Genomic DNA, 19274 nt, shown 5'->3' with positions numbered 1-19274 from the left:
TCAGCCCTATGAAAGTAGAGAACACCCAAGTGCAGATGCGGAAGGGAATTCTGGAGTTCTGCATCCTGGAAATCATTGCCCGGGGCGAGGTTTACGCTTCCGACATGCTCGAAGAGCTGACGGCGGCCCGCATGATTGTGGTAGAGGGCACCCTCTACCCGCTGCTCACTCGCCTGAAAAATGCCGGTTTGCTGGACTATACCTGGAAAGAATCCACTTCCGGTCCGCCCCGCAAGTATTACACGCTCACGGCCATTGGGCAGGATTTCCTGCACCAGCTGCGCCTGACGTGGGAGGAAATCGAGGATTCTATCCAGATTATCCGCACCCACCCTTCCACCTCCGCCGCCGAATAACGGCCGGCAGTTTCTGACCAGTATTTTCTGAACCGCAGCACCAGATGAAAAAGAACATCAGTATTAACCTGCAGGGCCTGATCTTCCACATTGAGGAAGATGGCTACGAAGTACTCGGCCGCTATCTGGCCGAAGTACGAGCGCACTTCTCGGGCTACCCAGGGCACGATGAAATCGTGTCGGATATTGAGGGGCGTATTGCCGAGCTCTTTGCCGCCCGCCTATCCTCCACCAAGCAGGTGATTACGCTGGGGGATGTAGAAGAAATGACCGCCAAAATGGGCCGCGTCAGTGAGTTTCAGAGTGCCGATGAACTGGATGAGGACGAACTGCACGAGGCCGTAGTAAATGGCCGCATGCCCGCAGCCAGCAATGCCGCAGGCACCACCGCCGAAGAGCCCCATCGCCTCTACCGCGACATGGCTAACCGCAAAATTGCGGGGGTAGCCGCTGGCATTGCCCGCTACTTTTCCATCAATCCGCTGTGGGTACGCCTTATCTTCCTGGCTCTGTTCTTCATCAGACCGCTCGTAATGGGCGTGTTGGATTTCAACGACAATGATTTCCATGTGGAAGGCTTCAACCTCGGGGGCTTTGCCCTTATCACTTACATCGTGCTCTGGATTGCGCTGCCCAAGCGCTACGACCTCACCCCCACTGAGGAGGACCCCACCTTCAAAAAGCTTTATCGGGATACCGACAACGGCAAAATAGGCGGTGTTTCGGCGGGCCTGGCAGCCTACTTTAAGTACGATGTGGTGTTGTTCCGCCTGCTGTTTGTGCTTGGCATCTTCGTAGGCTTTGGTATTCCGCTCTATATTATTCTCTGGATTCTACTGCCGGAGGCCAAAACGGCCTCCGACAGACTCCGGATGCGCGGTGATGCCGTAACGCTTTCGGGCATTGACACCAACCTGCGCAACCAGGCCTTTGAGGCGGGCGCTACCACAGGCACCAACCGCCCGGTAGGTACCTTTCTGGAAGAGTTGTTCCGTAACCTGCGTCCTTTATTAAATCTGATTGGCTCCGCTATCCGGATTTTTGTAGCGGTTATGCTGATTATCTTAGGTTTCAGCCTGCTGATTGGCACACTGGTAGGCTTAGGCGCTGGCTTGGGCATTCTGACCTCCGAAAATATTCATCTGGATGGCGTACCGGTATATACCATGTTTGGTGACCTGCCCTGGTGGTTCCTGCTAAGTGCCTTCCTCGCGGCAGCCATTCCCGCCCTGGCCATGTTGCTCACGGGAGTTGGCCTGCTGCTCCGCCGCACCATTCTGCGCCGCTCGGCTGCTCTTACTCTGCTGGGTCTCTGGATGCTGGGTATTGTAGGCTCCGTATTTGGCGGCATTAAAATCAGCAGCAACTACCAGGAAGATGGCGAGCATACTCAGGAAATAAAGTTTCCGACCCTCACCAAAAACCCGGTTAAGTTGGATCTGCACTACGTCAGCCAGGGCCATTTTGCGGGCTCTGAGTTGGTAGCCGCCGACAGTGGCCAGGCCATTAGTGTGCTGCAGGAGGTAACGGCCAAAGGCCCTACCGAAGCGGAGGCTAACCGCACAGCCGCCAGCAGCGTGGTATACCGCATGCGCGCCGCCAACGATTCTACCCTCATCTTCGACAACCATTTCCGGTATGCCCCCGGAGCCCGCCTGCGCGAACAGCATCTGATGCTCACGCTCCGCCTGCCCCGTGGCCGCCAGTACCGCATGACCCGCGAATTTGCCGACTGGCTGGGCAGCGAGTTCTTTGTGAACTCTACCATTCCTTCCGATGTGGAGCGTTACACCTTCCGCATGAACGGCAACCTGCTGGAATGCATCAACTGCCCCGCCAGTGCCCTGGAAAACTTTGATGCGGACGAGGACAATAACAATGAGGGTGATTTTAATGTAAGTGTTGACTCCGATGACGAGGACCGCAACGTGAACATTGAAATAGGCAACCTGGATTTCCCCACCAATCTCGACGCGTACGAGGGCGGCCGCCGCTCCTTCAGCAACAAGGATTTCAGCCAGATAGAAGTAAGCGGTGCTTACCGGGTATATGTGCGCCGCGGCGACACCTATAAGATTGAGGCGGCCGGCAATGAGCGCGACCTGCGCAACCTGCGCGTAGAAACCACTGGCGACCGTGTTTCCATTTTCTCCCGCCGCGGTGGCCTCTTTGGTCTTTCTGATATGAAAGACGCCATTCTCATTCGTATACAGCTACCCACCCTGCGCCACATTGAGCTAAGTGGTGCCAGCTTGGGCGACATAGCCGGTTTCTCCGGCGAGCCCCTGCAAGTAGAGCAAAGCGGCGCCAGCGCGGCCAAGCTGAATGTGAATGTACCCCGCCTGGAGCTGGAGCTGAGCGGCGCCTGCAAAACCGCCGTGCGCGGCGAAGCTCGGGAGCTGAAAGTAGATGAGTCCGGCTTGTGTAGTGTTGAGGCCCTGAATCTGCGGACCAACCGCGCTTCCCTGGACCTTTCCGGTGCCAGCAAGGCCCGGGTGCGTGTGTCAGAACGTCTTCAGGCTGAAGTAACTGGCTCCAGCAACGTATACTATGCCGGCAACCCTAACAGCGTAGAAAAGGATGAATCGGGCGACTCCCACGTACGCCCACTCAATAAGGAGCAAGCGGAATAACTTATTGAAACCTTAATACGCGTTTTCACGAACTACCTAATAATAGCCGCACCTTTGCGGCACTTTTATACGGTTTTACTACTGCCCAAAAAATAAAAGGCCGGCCGGGCAACCCTCGGGCCCCGACCGGCCTCTATTGGCAGGATGAGATTGAGAAAGGGGTCTATTTGGTGAGTGAATGATGACCCTGAGGAAGACCCTTCGCCTTACCGAGCTGCAACAGGAAGGCGAAGGCTTCCTCAAACTCATTCCTGATCTGGCCCTCCAGAATAGCTTCCAGTACCGCCTCCTTTAGTTCGCCCACGGCGCGGGAAGGCTTCAGATTAAACGTCTGCATAATGATTTCGCCCGTGATAACCGGCTTGAAATTGCGCAGATGGTCCTTCTCCTCTACTTCTTTCAGCTTCTCTTCCACCCGCTCGAAGTTGCGCAGATAACGCGCCACGCGCTGGTGGTCTTTGCTGGTTATATCGGCCTTGCAGAGCTGCATCAGGCGGTCAATATCGTCGCCGGTTTCAAACAGCAGGCGGCGTACGGCGGAGTCGGTTACGGTTTCCTTTACCAGCGCAATAGGCCGCAGGTGCAGGCGCACCAGCTTTTGCACCTGGCGCATTTCCTCGCCCAGGGGCAGCTTCAGCTCTGTGAAAATGTGCGGCACCCAACGGGCGCCTTTGTCTTCGTGGCCATGAAACGTCCAGCCCACTTTGGGGTCGTAGCGCTTGGTGGCGGGTTTGGCAATGTCGTGCAGAATGGCGGCCCAGCGTAGCCACAGGTCGCCGCCGGTGGCTACCACATTATCCAGCACCTGCAGGGTGTGATAGAAGTTGTCTTTGTGGGCGTGCTGGCCTACTTTCTCCACGCCGTGCAGCTGTGCCATACGGGGAAAAATCAGCGGCAGCAGTCCGCTATGAAACAGCAGCTTAAACCCATAGCTGGGTTTCGGCGTCATAATAATCTTGTTGAGTTCGTCCGTAATCCGCTCCTGCGATACAATGCGGATGCGCTCCTTATTGCGTGCAATGGCATCAAAGGTTTCCGGCTCAATATCGAAATCAAGCAGAGTGGCAAAGCGCACGGCGCGCATCATGCGCAGCGGGTCGTCGGAGAAGGTAATATCGGGGTCGAGGGGCGTGCGGATGATTTTCCGCTTTAGGTCGCCTATGCCGTCGTAGCGGTCAATCAGAGTACCAAAGTCCTGGGGGTTCAGGCTCAGGCCCAAGGCATTGATGGTGAAGTCTCGGCGGGCCAGGTCTTCTTCCAGCGTGCCGGCCTCCACTTCCGGCTTGCGCGACTCGGCCCGGTAGCTTTCCCGGCGGGCCCCCACAAACTCAATTTCCACCTCCGGCGTGGGCAGCATGGCCGTGCCAAAGTTGCGGAATACCGTTACGCGGGGCTGGGAAGGCAGGCGGCGGCCTACCTCCTGCGCCAGCCGGATACCGTCTCCCACGCACACCACATCTACGTCCTTGCTGGGGCGCTCCAAAGCCAGGTCACGCACAAAGCCCCCGATGACGTAGGCCGGGTAGCCCAGTTCGCCGGCGGCTTGCGCTATTGTCTGGAATAAAGGAAGATCAGGAAGCTGGGGAATTTTCATGGGACAGCAGCAGAGCGCGTAGAAGCTACAAAGGTAACAACTCCCGGCCGGGCCGTTTGTGCTTTCTACTGCTGCTTAGTCGCGCAGCACTTCTAAAGAGCCATCAGCCTGCACGCGCACCACGCGGGAAGGAGCAGCCGTGGTAGAATCATCCTGCCGCCAGTTCACCACATAATCCACCCCTTTTTTCAGCTCCTGTTCTATTTCGGAGAAGGTAGCCGGCGTGGGCTTGCCGCTGAGATTGGCCGAGGTGGAAACCACGCCATGCCCCAGCCGGCGCACAATTTTATGGCTGAACTCATCATCCTTTACCACCCGCAGGCCAATGGTGCCGTCGGGGGCCACTAGGTTTTTGGCTACTATGGGGCTGGCCGGCACTACGTAGGTGGTGGGCTTCTCCTGCTTTTGGATAAGCTCAGATAGGTTGGGCGGCACCACGGAAGCGTACTTGGCAAACATCTGCTCGTCGGCCACCAGCACAATGCTGGGCTTATCCAGAGCCCGCTTTTTCAGGGCATAGAGCTTTTCTACGGCGGGGGGCACTTCGGCGTCGCAACCCAAGCCCCACACGGTATCGGTGGGGTACAGAATAACCTGCTGCAGCAACAGGGCATCTACTGCTGATTCTACTTCCTGAAGGAAAAACTTGCTCATGGCGGGGAGATTAAGAGCGCACACCGACGCGTACCAACATTATATATAAGGACCGGAGGGGACAGAAGTTACAAGCCTGGGGCTTCACCTACTATTTCCTGACACAACTCTACCAATACGCCGGCGGCGCTTTTCGGATGCACAAAACATACTAGCTTATTATCAGCACCCCGCTTGGGCTCCTCATTCAGCAGCGTGAAGCCTTCGGCCCGCAGCCGCGCCATTTCGGCGTAAATGTCTTGCACCTCAAACGCTACGTGGTGAATGCCCTCCCCTTTCTTGCTGAGGTATTTGGTGATGGCGCTTTCCGGGGTGGTGCCGGCCAGCAGCTCAATCTTGGAGCCGCCCACCCGGAAGAAAACCGTGTCAACCCCTTCGCTGGCTACATGCTCCTGCTTATAGGGTGGCGTGCCCAATAAGGCAGTATATAAGGTTGTGGCCGCGGCCAGGTCCTGCACGGCCAGGCCCAGGTGTTCCAGGTTAGTGAACATACTAGTAATTGTGTGGAAGAAGCGGGTACAGCTTGTTTGGAATATGTCTACTTTTGTGCAGCAAAGTAAAACCTGTTTGCCGGTTTCCGTGTTCTACCGGCGAATCATTCTCCGCTGACAACCTATTTAGGCCATGCTTAAATTACCCATTTACCTCGATAATAACGCCACTACTCCCATGGATCCGCGGGTGTTGGAGGCTATGTTGCCCTACATGACTGAAATGTTCGGCAACGCGGCTTCCCGTAACCACGCATTCGGCTGGCAGGCAGAGGAAGCGGTAGATTATTCTCGGGAGCAGATTGCCAAGCTAATCAACTGCGACCCCAAAGAAATCATCTTTACCTCGGGTGCTACCGAGTCTGATAACCTGGGTATCAAAGGTGTATATGAGATGTATGCCCAGCGCGGCAACCATATCATTACCGCTACCACGGAGCATAAAGCCGTACTGGATACGTGCAAGCACCTGGAAAAGCAGGGTGCCCGCGTTACTTATCTACCCGTTAACTCCGAAGGCCTCATCAGCCTGCAGGAGCTAGAAGCGGCCATGACGCCCCAGACCATTCTGGTGTGCATTATGTACGCCAACAACGAAACCGGCACCATTCAGCCCGTCCGCGAAATTGCCGCCATTGCCCACAAGCACGGCGCCCTGTTCATGACGGATGCTACCCAGGCGGTAGGCAAAATTCCGGTAGACGTTATTGCTGACGGCATTGACCTGATGGCCTTCTCGGGCCACAAAATGTACGGCCCCAAAGGCGTAGGTGCATTGTATGTGCGTCGCAAAAACCCACGGGTGAAAGTTACCGCCCAGATGGACGGTGGTGGCCACGAGCGCGGCATGCGTTCCGGTACCCTCAACGTACCCGGCATTGTAGGCCTGGGCAAAGCCGCCGAGCTGTCCCGCCTGGACATGGAGAGCGACAACGCCCGGATTTCTACCATGCGTGACCGGCTTGAAAAAGAGCTGCTTACGCTGGAAGAAAGCTACGTGAATGGCTCGCGCGAGCACCGCCTGCCGCATACCACCAACATCAGCTTTAAGTACGTAGAAGGCGAAGGCCTGATGATGGGCGTGAAAGACTTGGCGGTTTCGTCGGGCTCGGCCTGTACGTCGGCTTCCCTGGAGCCCAGCTACGTGCTGAAGGCCCAGGGCCTGAGCGACGACCTGGCGCACTCTTCCCTGCGCTTTGGCCTGAGCCGCTTTACCACTGATGAGCAGGTTGATTACGCCATTGGCCACGTGATAGAAGCCGTGACCAAGCTCCGCGAAATGTCCCCGCTGTGGGAGATGTTCAAGGAAGGCATCGACCTCGACAAAATTGAGTGGGCCGAACATTAAGAAACCTCAGTTGCCCTTTCCGAGTCGCCAGTATCCGGAATCCATACAAGCAACCATAACATAACTGGCAACCCGCAACTGACAACCAGTAACTGAAAAAAAGCCATGGCTTATTCCGATAAAGTTATCGACCATTACAGCAACCCACGCAACGTAGGCACGCTGGACAAAAGCAAAAAGAACGTAGGTACCGGCCTGGTAGGCGCTCCTGAGTGCGGCGACGTAATGCGCCTGCAGATTGAGGTAGACGAAACCACCAACACCATCACCGACGCCAAATTCAAGACGTTCGGCTGTGGTTCGGCTATTGCTTCCTCTTCCCTGGCTACGGAGTGGCTGAAAGGCAAAACCGTGGACGAGGCCTTGGCCATCGACAACATGGAAATTGTGGAAGAGCTGGCCCTGCCGCCCGTAAAAATCCACTGCTCGGTACTGGCCGAAGATGCCATTAAGTCGGCTATCAACGACTACCGGGTAAAGAATGGTTTGCCTGAGCTGGAAGTAGCCAAGTCACACCATTAATAGGGTATTAGGAACTTAGGGCTTAGTTTTTAGGGCAGTATGGAGAGTTTCCTGCTGCGATGAAACCTAAGCCCTATTACCTAAAACACTAAGACCTACACAATGGAAGTCTCCAACGACGTACACGTAGAAAGTGCCCGTATTCAACGCCAGATAGAAGACCATCTGGGCATGGGGCCGGGCAATCTATTGTTTGAGTTTCGGCAGTTGGATGGGCAGGTACGCCTGGATTTGATAACCGTCAATCCGCGCCACCAGCAAAGCTTCCTGTTCCGCTACGAAGAAGGCTACGATAAGCTGGATGCGTTGCGGAAAATGCTGGCTTACGTACAGCGCTTCCGCGACACCGAAAGCTCCTATACCATTCAGTGGCGTGCCCGCGGCGAAAAAGAGCTACAAACCTCCTACTTCCGGGCCCACAACGCCTATGAAGCCCTGGACAAGCTCTACTACGGCCGCGACCTGAACACCATTACCGTGTTCAGTGTAGTGTTGAATCCTTCTTCTTAATTGATTGTTGATTGAAAGTTACTGGTGTTTAAGAGCCTTTTAGGCAAACGAAACCAGCAACCCATAAGCAGCATACAACCTTCAATAAGCCATGATTACTGTTTCAGATAAAGCCAAGGAAAAAATTGAGCATCTCATTGCTGATGCTCACCTTGACCCTACCTTCCGCCTGCGCGCTTCGGTGGCCGGTGGCGGCTGCTCTGGCCTCTCCTACAAGCTCGACTTCGATAACGAAGTAAAGCCCATGGACCAGGAGTTTGAAGACAAAGGCGTGCGCGTGGTGGTAGATATGAAAAGCTTTCTGTATCTGGCCGGCACTGAGCTTAACTTCTCCGACGGCTTGAATGGAAAAGGCTTTTACTTCGATAACCCCAATGCCTCCCGCACCTGCGGTTGCGGCGAGAGTTTCTCGGTATAATTCTGCTGATCAGAATGCCATAATGCAGAAAGGCCGCTCTTTGGAGCGGCCTTTCTGGTTGTATAGCTCCCTTGCGGAATTCGGCGCAGCTGGAAGATTTATGTAAGGCAGCCATGATCTGAGAAGAATATGGAAGCACGAAAATCCTAAGCATTTTTGAGGCGCCACCTGCTTTTTAAGGAGTCTTTCGCCTCCATTTCTGGTTATTGCTCTATGGAACACTTTGTGCCCCAGCATTCAGTGGTGCGTGCCATCTGGGGGAAAGCCGATACCGTGCTATTCATTTTTGCGGGTGCGGCAGCCGAATTTGCCCTGAATAAGGCCGTAGATTGGCTGTACTTTACCGGGCGCCTGCCCGCCGACCCACTGGCCCGCTTGTTTTCTACCGTTGCCTATGCCCGGCAGATTGTGTTTGCCGAGCGCGCAGGTGCAGAACGGGCCATTGATACCATTGCAGCCATTCATGGCGCCGTGGAAGCCAAGCGCGGCATGGCCATCCCGGACTGGGCCTACCGGGACGTGTTGTTTATGCTGATTGACTATTCCATCCGCTCGTTTGAAGTGCTGGAACGCTCGCTGACAACGACAGAAAAAGAAGACGTTTTCGACGTATTCACCCGCGTGGGTCAGCGCATGGGCATCCAGGAGTTGCCGGCTACATATTCGGACTGGCTTATAGCCCGGCAGCAGCATCTGGCCGCCGACCTGGAAAACAGCGGCTTTACCGTAGACCTGTATCAGCAGTACCGGCGGCACCTGGGGCCCTTGCGGTACTGGCTTCTGCTCCAGGCGCAACGCCTGGTAGTGCCCCCTACGGTAAGCCAACTGCTCCACCTAAGTTCCCGCTCCTGGCTGACTCCTTTGCTGCCTTTGTACCACCAAGCGCAACACCTGCGGGTGGGCCGGTGGGCGAAAGCAGCCCTATTGCCACCCGCTTACAAAGCCCGGATCCTGGCCCTGGATAACTAGCCCGCCCACTCGAACCCTAAAGCCGAAGCGGTAACCTCAGAACGATAAGCCCGACAAGTTTAATTGCCGGGCTTACTCTCACTCTAGGAGCTGCAGGAGAGCGTAGCACTACCGGGCTTGAAGCGCGCCCACTCCGGCCGCTTAGCCGCCAGCTCGTCGTGCTCAGGCTGCTCTGCAAAGGGAGTCTTCAGAACTTGCATAAGCCGGTTGAGTTTCGATAAGTCCCCTATCTCGGCGGCTTCAATGGCCTGTTGTGCCAAGTAATTGCGCAGCACATACTTGGGGTTTGCTGCCAGCATTCCTTCCCGGATAACTTCTCCGGAGGCAGTTTCCTGCCGTAGTCGCTGAGTATAGCGCCGCAGCCAGCCTAATAGCGAGTCATGTACTGCAGATGGATCGGGGGTGTAGGAGGCCTTGTCAATAAGCTCAATGAAGAGTGGCTCTTCATCCTCCATACCGGTCTGTAAGGCTGGGGCTACGTGGGAAAGCTGGCGAAAGAACAGCGTCATGTCCATTTCCGAAGTAGTCAGCGCCTGGTACAGATCTTCCAGCAGGGCATTGTCCTCGGGCTGGGTAATGGTAGTAAGGCCCAGCTTGCGGCGCATCATCTCCTGTCGCGTGGCCGTGAAAGTGGTGCGATAATGCTCCAGTGCCTGGTTTAGACTTTCAATAGCGGGCACCAGAGGGGTTAAAGCCCGGCCTAGCTGCACCAGATTCCAAAGCGCCACCTGGGGCTGCTGGGCAAAAGCGTAGCGGTGGTGGCTGAAGTCGGTGGTGTTGGGCGTCCAGGTGGTGTCATAGGGCTCCAGCCAGCCGTAGGGGCCATAGTCAATGGTGAGCCCCAGAATGGACATGTTATCCGTGTTCATCACGCCATGCACAAAGCCCACGGACATCCAGTGCGCCACCATAACGGCCGTGCGGCGGCAGACTTCCTCAAACCACCGCACATATACCGCCTCCGATGGCTCACCCAGTTCCGGGTAGAAGCGACGGATGACGTAGTCGGCGAGGGCACGCAGGTTATCCAGCTCATTAGCGGCCGTCATGAGCTGAAAGTTGCCAAACCGCACGAACGTAGGCGCCACCCGGGCTACAATGGCCCCCGGCTCGGGCTGGGGGTTGCCGTTGTAAAACATGTCGCGCACTACCAGGTCGCCGGTGCTTACCAGGCTTAGGGCCCGTGTGGTAGGCACACCCAGCGCGTGCATAGCCTCGCTGCACAGAAACTCCCGCACAGAGGAGCGCAGAACGGCCCGCCCATCGGCCCGGCGCGAGTAAGGTGTGGGGCCGGCGCCTTTCAACTGAATTTCCCAGGCAGCACCATCCCGGGCAGTGAGCTCACCCAGGGAAATAGCCCGGCCGTCGCCCAGCTGCCCGGCCCAGTTGCCAAACTGGTGCCCGCCATAGCGCGCCGCAAAAGGCTTCATGGTATCGGTTACCAGATTGCCGGCCAGAGCATCTACTGCCGGACTTTGTTCTGGTGGTCGGCTTAAGCCTAAAAAGGCAGCCAACTCCTCTGACCAGGCCAGAAGGCGCGGCTCGCGCACGGGGGTTGGCTTTACCTGCGAATAGCAGTAACCGAGCACTTGCCGGGGCCTGGTATCCGTAGAGATTTCACCAGAAAGCTCCTCCACAAAGGAGTTCTGAAATTGGACCTGATCGAAGTGAGCATCATTCTGCGGCATAAACCAAAATAAGCAGACTTAAAAAATTGCGCTTAGCTGAAGGGTAAACTCTAGTCTAAGAGCTTTTGATTCCGGACTTTCTTAAACCAGAGCATACCCGGTTAGCCATATGGCCCCGGATACTGGCTCATTGCTTTTTCAAGCATTATAAAAAAAGCCCTTCTGCATCTGCAGAAGGGCTTTTTAACAGTAGATGAGAGCTTAATTGGTCTTTACCAATTTATGCGTGGAGTGAACCTGCTGTCCTTCCAGCATCAGCAAATAACTTCCCTGCGGTAACTGGTGCAGATCTATTTGATGAGAGGATGGTACGATAGTGCGGTACACCTCGCGCCCTACCAGGTCGGTGATGATAGCCTGCACACTGCCGTTAGTAGCCGCCATTTCTACGTGCAGCACGTTCTGCACAGGGTTGGGATAAATACCAGCCTGCAATGGCCGGCCCTGCACGGTGCGTACCACGGAGAGCTGCGCGGTACCATCCTGGTCCAACTGCCGTAGACGGTAGTAAGCCAGTCCGCTCAGGGACTTGCCATCGGTGAACTGGTAGCTGTGGTGCGTGGTGGAAGTACCCTGCGCCGCTACCCGGCCAATGGCCTGGAAGGTAAGCCCATCAGCAGAACGCTCAACGAGAAAGGATGCGCTGTTCCGCTCAGAGGCCGTAGCCCATTTGATTTGAACATCTGTTCCCTGGCGCTCGGCGGTGAAGGCAGTTAGCTCCACGGGCAGCGGGTTGATCTTAATATCTGCAATGGTGCTGGCCAGTACAAAGTCGCCGAAAGTGGTAAAATTATCGGAGGTGATGGTGGTGCTGGAATTAGAGCTATGTCCAATATTCTCCCAGGCGCCACTGCCATTCGATTTGGCTACTACCAGCGTTGGGGCACCCGCATCGGTTACTCCATCCTCTGCCGGATCAAACGAGAGAGTGATGTTACCCAGAAACTGCCCGGTCGTTGGCTCTGGAGAAGAGGATACAGTATAATAACGCATCTTCGATACTCGCTTAATATTACTGCCGGCGAAGTTCTGGTTAGCCGGAGCACCATCCTGCTGGGAGGCAGTGTAGGTGGTAGGCTGAGTTTGCGTGGTAATATTCAGGGCCAGAGGGCGGTAAGCGAAGTCCTGGCCTACTGGGAATACAATGCCGCTGGTGGGCGTCGCTACTGCTGAAATATAGCGCTTTACCGGACCATTTACATAACTACTGGCCGAGCCACCACTCACTGTGGCTTTGCGGGAGTTGGTCTGGTATAAGGTCAGGCTATTGGTAGTGGTTGTGTTGATCAATCCGCTGGTCAGGGTCAGGTTGCCTTCGATGTTTACTGCACCGGCTGGCGTAAGCGTACCCTCGTTGTTGATACCGACTTCATAGTAATTACCCGCTGCAATACCGGCATTGTAATAGGTAGCCGTTACGCGACCCACCGTACTGCCCCAGTCACCACCAACCCGAATTCCATCAACCGTCAATGTAGGAGCAGATGCCCCTCCCTGGCGCAGGCCAATACCGCTGAGGCTTGCATATGAATCGATGCCAGTAGCCGTAACTTCGGCCGTTGCGGGTTCTGCAGCGGAGGCACCGGCTTCGTTCATCACGTAAAGCTTCGCCTGATCCAAACCAGAGGCCACCACATCATAGCGCAGCACAAAAAGGTAATTCTGGTTGATAGAGTACGGTGTAGTAGAATATACGATAGGGGTGTTGGAATCACTACCTACCCGCAATCCTACCAAAAAGGTACTTGCCGAAGAGCCAGCCTTTACATAAACCTTTCCACGGGCAGTAGAGGCCGATGGTTCATTGTTAAAGTGCAGGAAATAGTCGCCGGTATTGGTGGCAGTTGATACTCTTACAACGGCCGCAGCATAGAGCGAAGTAGCGCCTGTAGCAGCCGAAAATGCTCGGTGATAATCCATTCCCTCACTCAGCTTTACCCGGCGCGAAGTGGTGGAATCAGTTACACCAAGGGGGTATTGCTGGAAGAAGTTGTTACCTGTAACCACCAGAACAGCGTTGCCTGTGTTATCGGTGGTCCAGTTGTTGTCTTTCAGATCCTGCCCTATTGGGTAGTTAAAGTCATCTTCCAGCCAGAGGCCGCCGGCAATCAGCGCGTCGTCATTTGTCAGAACTAAGGTAGCCGGAGAGCTGACCACCGTCGCGGAGCCGGCATTTATAGCCAGTCCCAGCTTTACTGTTTCGTTGCTTTCATCCGTTTTATCGCCCATCACGGTTACCGTTACGGTTTGGGTTCCGGCCTGCGTGAAGGTCAGCGTCTGGGGAGTAAAGGTATAGTCCGTGCCGGCAGTGGCAGTGCCCGTACCGGCATCGGTGATAGATACTTCCAGCGGCGTGCTGGGCGTATTTACTACCGTTACATTCAGCGTCACAGTTTTAGTGCCGGTGTTGCCTTCGGCTACGGCCACCGTCTGGGGGTTGAAACCCACGTACACATCACAGGTGAGCGGTGCATCCAGGGAAGTAAACACCAGCGGCTTGCTACCACCTGTTGGTGATGCCGTTACGGTTCCACTGGCCCAGGTGCCATCAGCATCAGTAGCCGCGCAGCCCGTTAGTGCGCCAGTTGATAACGCATATTGAGCGATGCGCCGAATACCATTGGCATTATTGTTTGGGGTAAGTACGCCCCAGGCACCGGTTTTACCTTCCACATTAGTAAGGTAGAAGGCAGCATAGTCAGTATTATTAGTGCCTTCACTTTCTACAAATGTGCCCGCCAGGGGGCGGCCGGTTCCGGCCGTATTATCATAGGTAAAAACAAAATTAGAGGACGTGGCAAAAGACTCCCCACTAACGGCGGTGGCCTGTGTACTGGCTGAACCAAGCGTACGAACCTCCACCGATTCCGGGGTTGTCAGGAAATATACCGCGTTGGTACCATCGTAGCCATCATTAAGCACGATGCGCATGTACACCTGGTTTCCGGCATCAAAGGTTGCACTGGCAGTAGGATCCATCACAAACCAACCCGTATATGCCCCACTGGCATCGGTAGTGAAGGTGGAATAGTTACCAGCAGTATTTAAGCTGCGGTTGGTAGCGCGGGTAAAGGTGCCGGCTCCTTTGGGGAATACACTGATGCCTGATCCGGTGCTGGTGGCGCCATCAGAAGCTAACACGGCAGAGTTATAATACCGATAGGTTCTGGAAGGCTCCAGTCCGCTGAGGGTAGTACGATAGGCAAATGGCAGCCGGTCAGTATGCGTGGTGCCTGTACGGCCTACCAGGTATTGTGGCAGCAGCACGGAGGTAACGGTTACATTCTGTACCGGGGTAGCCGATGTATTGGTACCGTCGCTGTAGCCATCACCGTTGGTAACGTAAGCGGTAAAGTTATACGTCGTGAGGTTGGTCAGGCCCGTTACCGTAACGCTGGTGCCGGTGCCATCATATACCACAAACTGGCCAGGGGTAGCCGCAGTGCCTAAGTCGGTTCCACTCCCGAAAACGGAATTGGCCGTGAAAGTACCGGAAGGCTTTACCGTAACGGAATTGTTTGCCCGGGCTATAATTGTTACTTTCTGAAAACAGCTGGTTGGATTAGTCCAGCTTAGCGTTACCTGTTGCGCACCATAGGTAGCAGTGAAAGGCGCTACTTCATTGGTTTTGTAACTCACAATGGTCAGGTCAGTGGTGTTGGCCGTGCCGGTTGTACCATTTGGCGCGGGCGTATCAGCATCAACCCGGATTCGGTAAGTGGTACCGGAAGCAACGGTGCTGGGCAGTTTGGCGGCAATAGTACCGCTGGTAGTGCCTGTGAGAGTGCCAATGGCCGTTTTGGTCACGAAACCGTCCTTGCTCAAGTAGGCCGTAAACTTGGTACCAACTGCAAAGGGACCGTTGCTAACGGAAAAGGGTACGTTAATGGCTACATCGGAAATACCCACGCAGAATGAGGTAGTAGCGGTAGCTCCTACTGCAATGGTGCCGGTAGTAATCGAAGTAGCAGTCGAAATACAGCTTACTGCTGTAGTAGCTGAATTTCGGGGTACAGCTACAGTATTAGCCGTAAAATCAGCCGAGTTATTGTCAGTATCGGTGCAGCCAGCTCCTTTACGGATTACAGCATTTGCATTACCACTTGGTCCTGAAGCAGCGGCAGTACCTTCGAATAGCAGATTTGTTCCACTTCCAAAGCCAACCCGGTCAATCAGATTTCCTGATAGTGTTAGATCTACCCGGCCAGCACTGGCGGCTATACTATACAGGCTCGTCGGCGTAAGGTCAGGGGTTGGTAACTCAGCACCAACAGTTCCACCTGAACCCTCCTTTATCAGATAATATCCGCCGGCTGGAATAGTGCCACTCAGTGCCTGTATTTGGCTACCCGAACCACTAGAAGTGAAGTATTGAACAGAATAGTTGCTGAGGGAAATACTACCAGCACTAACGTTATGTAACTCTATGAAATCGTTCAAATAGGATGCACTTGCATTACCCCCGCCGCCATATACTTGGCTAATCACAAGAGTTGAACTCTGACCCCACACCAACAGCGGAAGCAAAAGCATTACTAACGACAAAAAGAAGCCCCTTACGTGAAGTGAAGGGGCTCTTAAACAATGAAGTAAAAGTGTGTGCATAGGGGCAGTGTGTGAAAAAGAGAAGAACAGGAGCGAATCGGGCCACAAAGATAATGTAACTTCCCCCAGTTCGAAAGCTAATATCCTGTTAATGAATCATTATGAAATGGTTCAAAACAAAGAAAGGCCTCCTGGAAATCCAGGAGGCCTTTCTTAATCAGGTGAAATTGCAGGAGCAACTATTGCTTTACAATTTTCTGAGTAAAGCGCTGGCCACCGTTCACCACGGTAACCACATATATGCCAGGCTTAAGGCTATTCATATTCAGACGGCCTTCAGTTGAAAGGGTCTTGGTGAACTGCACACGGCCAGTGAGGTCAGATACAGTAACTACAGCACCTTTTGTATTACCTGGCAGCTGAATCATCAGCTGGTCACGCACTGGGTTAGGATACATGGCCACCCCACCGTTGCCTACATTGTTCACAGTGACTACGCCTGAATAAGCAAACTTACCATCTGTGTCAACCTGCTTCAGGCGGTAGTAGGAAACACCTACCAAAGGCTGTGCATCAACAGAAGCATACTCATGACGGGTAGTGGTATTGCCTTGGCCTGCTACTGACTGTAGCTTCTGGAAGTTGATACCATCTGCGGAACGCTCTACTTCAAACGCTTTGCTGTTCTTCTCCGAAGCCGTAACCCAGTTCAGATCCACCCGCTTATTGTTCAGTTTAGCCGTGAAGTTGGCCAGCTGAACAGGCAGAATTACCGGGTTGCCGGGAATAATGTAGCCAGGAATTGGCGAGAAGTCCGTGGGCGTTTTGAAGTTATAAGCAACACCGTTAATGGCATTCTGACCGGGGTTGTTGGCATTGTAGTCAAACACATAAACGTAGTATGTTTTGGCAGCATCCAGACCTGTGAAGGTAGCTACAGTGCCGGAACCGCTTGCTACAACATAGAAGCCTGGGCTAATCTGGTCACCTGTCTGGTAGCCATTAGAGCCTGGGTTATAGGCAATACCATCTTTAGGATTATCCTGAGGCGGCAGCAACGTTGATTTTTCGCTGATAACTACCAAGCGGAAGCGGCCGAACCCATTTGCTTCGTAAGAGTCGCCATCATAAGCAGGAATGTATGTTACCGTCGCGCCAGTAAAATCTGTGCTGCGTACAGCCTTGTACTCTGTTTGCTTGGTAGGCTCAATGGCCAAAGCCCAGCCTTTCAAACGGTCATCCAGTACTTTATAGATCTGGTTACCATTTGAATCCGTGGTGTACAGTTCCGTGCTCTTATAGCGAACTTCTGCTACTGGCAAGCCAACGCGGGTAGGCACAAAGCGAACATAAATTTTTCTGTCTACAGAGTAGGTAGTAGCGCTTGGCTGTACATCAATGAAGGTATGGAAGTCATCCTCAGCACCTGATAGTGAGATTTCAAACTGCTGCTTGTTTGTAGTGTTATAATTAGCAGGATCTTCATCCGGTGAAACTGAAATACGGATGATTTCACGTGCCCGCAAGGCCGTCAATGTCAATTCCCGAATTTCCGATTTCTGGTTAATGACGATTGGAGTCTTAAAATCGAGAAGTGAAGCAGGAGTTATGCTCAAGAAAGGACGGCTATTACCGACTACTGTTACGTTTACGGTGGTAGCAGGCTGACTTACATGGCTAATATCCCGGCTTTCCAGGTCAGCAACTATTGGCAGGTAACGCACATATACGCGAGTAGGGGCAACTGCTCCTGCTGCGTTAGGCGTCAATGAGAAGGATTTGAAGCCATTTGAAGCAACATCCTGAGTGAAGAGCGAATCAAGCGCAATCTGGAAGTTATTGGGTGCTGTAATAACTATCGGGCGCACTAGGAATTCGCCAGTCACTTTATAAGAGCGCGACTCAGATGGCTGGCCCGGAACTGTAGAGAAGATTGGAAGCTTGCTGGCACCCAAAGCAGTAACCGACGACTGGGCTGAAGTACCGCTCGTGAAAGGGTTGTTTGCCAGAACACGTACTACCTTAGATGGCAGAGTTGTATTGGTAACAGACACTGTGATGTTATGATCAAAAGCACCCTGTGAAACTGAACGCAGACGTACTTCGATAATAGTCTCTGCAACTTGGCCATTTATAGGATTGATGTCAATGGGGTTGTTGCTAAAAGCAGCACCACTGTCCTTAATCCGAAATTGAATGCTAGTATTATCTACAACCAAATGAATAGGATTGTTGGTTGCCAGATTACCACCACTCACACTGAAGTACAAGGACTGAGCCGAGCCAGTACCTGATACGTCGCCAAAATTGATAGTGGTTGGATCAACAGTGAAGTAAGGCTGGGTGTTCTGCAACCCTTTTCCACTCAAAGCTGCAACCAGTGAAGTTGCACCAGTAGATGATACTGTGAGGTTGCCTGTGCTGTTACCAGTACTGGTAGGCTTGAAGCGTACCTGAATAGTAGTTGCTACAGTACCTGTGGCAGACTTAGCTAAGGAAAGAGTGCTACCATAAATATTAGTAGCTGGATCCAGAATTAGGTACTCGCCATTGCTGGATGTAACCGTAACATTACCGGTCAAATTCTGACCTGTCACATTAAAAGTAGCATCCGAGGACACGGATCCAATTTCAGTATTATCAAAAGTATAAGAGCTAGGGGTTATACTTAATACTGGTGCTAGAGCAATTCCACGTCCACTTATATTAAAAGTACGTGAGGTTGCGCCCGGAGACGAAACAATAATCTGGCCAGTGTATAGCTTTGCTTCAGTTGGAGAGAATCGGACTATTACAGAACCACTTGCATTACCACCATTATTAGCATTAACAGTTACCGAACTGCTGTATGACCCTATGTTATTAGCATTGGTGAAATTAGCAACAGCAAAGACACCTCCCGTAACAGAAACCGTTACGTTACCTGTTAGGTCTTGCCCATCTACATTTACCCGAACTCTAATGGCCGGCGAACTATTATCATAAACAGTGCTACTTCCAACTTCAGTATTTGCAAAAGTAGGATTAGTTGTTGTAGTAATTGATGAGCCCGAAAGATCCTGCGCCTGAACAATAGCAGGCAACGCAAATAAGACCAGGAAGAACATCCATAAGGCAGCCCATTGGACTGGCTTTGGGGTACGCATGTACGTGTGTTTCATATGAAAAATGGAAAGTGCAGAATGAAAGTTTTTATTATCAATGGATTATTGACCTATACCGCTCGAGCCAACAGGTAAATTTACGGACAAATCGGTTTTACGTTGTTTGATTTTTTATACATATTTTATCACTATTTCAACCAACATCAAGACCCAACATGCATTTAAGAATTGGACGCAATTTCGCATATTTCATGCCAATATCCCGGCATTGTATCAAAAAAATAGACTCATTCTGATCTTTTAAAGCCAGTACCTTACCTAAGGCCCATTTTGGCTTGCAGACAGGAAGCAGTCAGTAATAGTTCCCGCTGCTTCAAATATTCGCTATATTGTATTTAACAAAGTTGTCTTATTACTCAAGAAATATCTGTTTTTGCACTCA

The 19274-nt window shown here is 53.1% G+C and carries 13 protein-coding genes and 1 pseudogene; 7 read left to right on the top strand and 7 right to left on the bottom strand.

Features of this window, described 5'->3' with window-relative positions:
- The first annotated feature begins 8 nt into the window (after window positions 1-8).
- Entirely contained in the window at window positions 9-356 is a 348-nt protein-coding gene (locus AM218_RS04390; RefSeq protein WP_054412194.1) for a PadR family transcriptional regulator, read from the top strand.
- Window positions 357-400: 44 nt separating this feature from the next.
- Complete coding sequence (locus tag AM218_RS04385; RefSeq protein WP_054412193.1) at window positions 401-2989, top strand: PspC domain-containing protein; 2589 nt, start codon at window positions 401-403, stop codon at window positions 2987-2989.
- Window positions 2990-3152: 163 nt separating this feature from the next.
- On the opposite strand, the gene AM218_RS04380 is transcribed toward AM218_RS04385, so the two are convergent.
- The 3 genes from AM218_RS04380 to mce all read right to left on the bottom strand — a co-directional run bounded on the left by AM218_RS04380 (window position 3153) and on the right by mce (window position 5728).
- Window positions 3153-4583 (bottom strand): CCA tRNA nucleotidyltransferase, encoded by a 1431-nt coding sequence (locus tag AM218_RS04380; RefSeq protein WP_054412191.1) that lies wholly within the window; start codon window positions 4581-4583, stop codon window positions 3153-3155.
- A 75-nt stretch (window positions 4584-4658) separates the two neighbouring features.
- The gene (locus AM218_RS04375; protein ID WP_054412189.1) at window positions 4659-5237 is read right to left on the bottom strand and encodes an L-threonylcarbamoyladenylate synthase; all 579 of its coding nucleotides are present in this window, start codon (window positions 5235-5237) and stop codon (window positions 4659-4661) included.
- A 68-nt stretch (window positions 5238-5305) separates the two neighbouring features.
- Window positions 5306-5728 carry a methylmalonyl-CoA epimerase gene (gene mce / locus AM218_RS04370; RefSeq protein WP_054412187.1) on the bottom strand — a complete coding sequence of 141 codons (423 nt, stop codon included), beginning with the start codon at window positions 5726-5728 and terminating at the stop codon, window positions 5306-5308.
- Window positions 5729-5861: 133 nt separating this feature from the next.
- On the opposite strand from mce, the gene AM218_RS04365 reads away from it, so the two are divergent.
- The 5 genes from AM218_RS04365 (at window position 5862) to AM218_RS04345 (ending at window position 9495) form a co-directional block, all read left to right on the top strand.
- Window positions 5862-7076 (top strand): IscS subfamily cysteine desulfurase, encoded by a 1215-nt coding sequence (locus tag AM218_RS04365; RefSeq protein ID WP_054412185.1) that lies wholly within the window; start codon window positions 5862-5864, stop codon window positions 7074-7076.
- A 105-nt stretch (window positions 7077-7181) separates the two neighbouring features.
- Window positions 7182-7598 carry a Fe-S cluster assembly scaffold IscU gene (iscU, locus tag AM218_RS04360; RefSeq protein WP_054412183.1) on the top strand — a complete coding sequence of 139 codons (417 nt, stop codon included), beginning with the start codon at window positions 7182-7184 and terminating at the stop codon, window positions 7596-7598.
- Window positions 7599-7700: 102 nt separating this feature from the next.
- Window positions 7701-8108: a hypothetical protein gene (locus tag AM218_RS04355; protein ID WP_054412181.1), complete on the top strand. Its 408-nt coding sequence runs from the start codon at window positions 7701-7703 to the stop codon at window positions 8106-8108.
- A gap of 91 nt (window positions 8109-8199) precedes the next feature.
- Window positions 8200-8526, top strand: a complete 327-nt coding sequence (locus AM218_RS04350; RefSeq protein WP_054412179.1) for a HesB/IscA family protein — start codon at window positions 8200-8202, stop codon at window positions 8524-8526.
- 213 nt (window positions 8527-8739) lie between these two features.
- Complete coding sequence (locus tag AM218_RS04345) at window positions 8740-9495, top strand: oxygenase MpaB family protein (protein ID WP_054412177.1); 756 nt, start codon at window positions 8740-8742, stop codon at window positions 9493-9495.
- Window positions 9496-9578: 83 nt separating this feature from the next.
- Here AM218_RS04345 and AM218_RS04340 read toward each other — a convergent pair whose 3' ends face one another.
- From AM218_RS04340 to AM218_RS16475, 4 genes and pseudogenes are all read right to left on the bottom strand, one after another.
- Entirely contained in the window at window positions 9579-11183 is a 1605-nt protein-coding gene (locus AM218_RS04340) for a protein adenylyltransferase SelO (RefSeq protein WP_054412175.1), read from the bottom strand.
- 201 nt (window positions 11184-11384) lie between these two features.
- Window positions 11385-15092, bottom strand: a complete 3708-nt coding sequence (locus AM218_RS04335) for a T9SS type A sorting domain-containing protein (RefSeq protein WP_054412173.1) — start codon at window positions 15090-15092, stop codon at window positions 11385-11387.
- Between the two features lie 255 nt (window positions 15093-15347).
- Window positions 15348-15716, bottom strand: a pseudogene (locus tag AM218_RS17195) (lamin tail domain-containing protein); the annotation flags it as partial.
- 251 nt (window positions 15717-15967) lie between these two features.
- Complete coding sequence (locus tag AM218_RS16475) at window positions 15968-18889, bottom strand: T9SS type A sorting domain-containing protein (protein ID WP_082318062.1); 2922 nt, start codon at window positions 18887-18889, stop codon at window positions 15968-15970.
- Between the last annotated feature and the right edge of the window lie 385 nt (window positions 18890-19274).

Origin of the sequence: Hymenobacter sp. DG25A (assembly GCF_001280305.1) — a bacterium.
In the GTDB taxonomy this organism is placed as follows: domain Bacteria; phylum Bacteroidota; class Bacteroidia; order Cytophagales; family Hymenobacteraceae; genus Hymenobacter.
Note: the sequence above shows the minus strand (reverse complement) of the source record. Positions and strands in the feature narration are given on the sequence as shown.

Excerpts from the sequence above, each read along its gene's own strand:
- AM218_RS04390 (WP_054412194.1), top strand. The coding sequence starts at position 9 with ATGAAAGTAGAGAACACCCAAGTGCAGATGCGGAAGGGAATTCTGGAG.
- AM218_RS04385 (WP_054412193.1), top strand. The coding sequence starts at position 401 with ATGAAAAAGAACATCAGTATTAACCTGCAGGGCCTGATCTTCCACATT.
- AM218_RS04380 (WP_054412191.1), bottom strand. The coding sequence starts at position 4,583 with ATGAAAATTCCCCAGCTTCCTGATCTTCCTTTATTCCAGACAATAGCG.
- AM218_RS04375 (WP_054412189.1), bottom strand. The coding sequence starts at position 5,237 with ATGAGCAAGTTTTTCCTTCAGGAAGTAGAATCAGCAGTAGATGCCCTG.
- mce (WP_054412187.1), bottom strand. The coding sequence starts at position 5,728 with ATGTTCACTAACCTGGAACACCTGGGCCTGGCCGTGCAGGACCTGGCC.
- AM218_RS04365 (WP_054412185.1), top strand. The coding sequence starts at position 5,862 with ATGCTTAAATTACCCATTTACCTCGATAATAACGCCACTACTCCCATG.
- iscU (WP_054412183.1), top strand. The coding sequence starts at position 7,182 with ATGGCTTATTCCGATAAAGTTATCGACCATTACAGCAACCCACGCAAC.
- AM218_RS04355 (WP_054412181.1), top strand. The coding sequence starts at position 7,701 with ATGGAAGTCTCCAACGACGTACACGTAGAAAGTGCCCGTATTCAACGC.
- AM218_RS04350 (WP_054412179.1), top strand. The coding sequence starts at position 8,200 with ATGATTACTGTTTCAGATAAAGCCAAGGAAAAAATTGAGCATCTCATT.
- AM218_RS04345 (WP_054412177.1), top strand. The coding sequence starts at position 8,740 with ATGGAACACTTTGTGCCCCAGCATTCAGTGGTGCGTGCCATCTGGGGG.
- AM218_RS04340 (WP_054412175.1), bottom strand. The coding sequence starts at position 11,183 with ATGCCGCAGAATGATGCTCACTTCGATCAGGTCCAATTTCAGAACTCC.
- AM218_RS16475 (WP_082318062.1), bottom strand. The coding sequence starts at position 18,889 with ATGAAACACACGTACATGCGTACCCCAAAGCCAGTCCAATGGGCTGCC.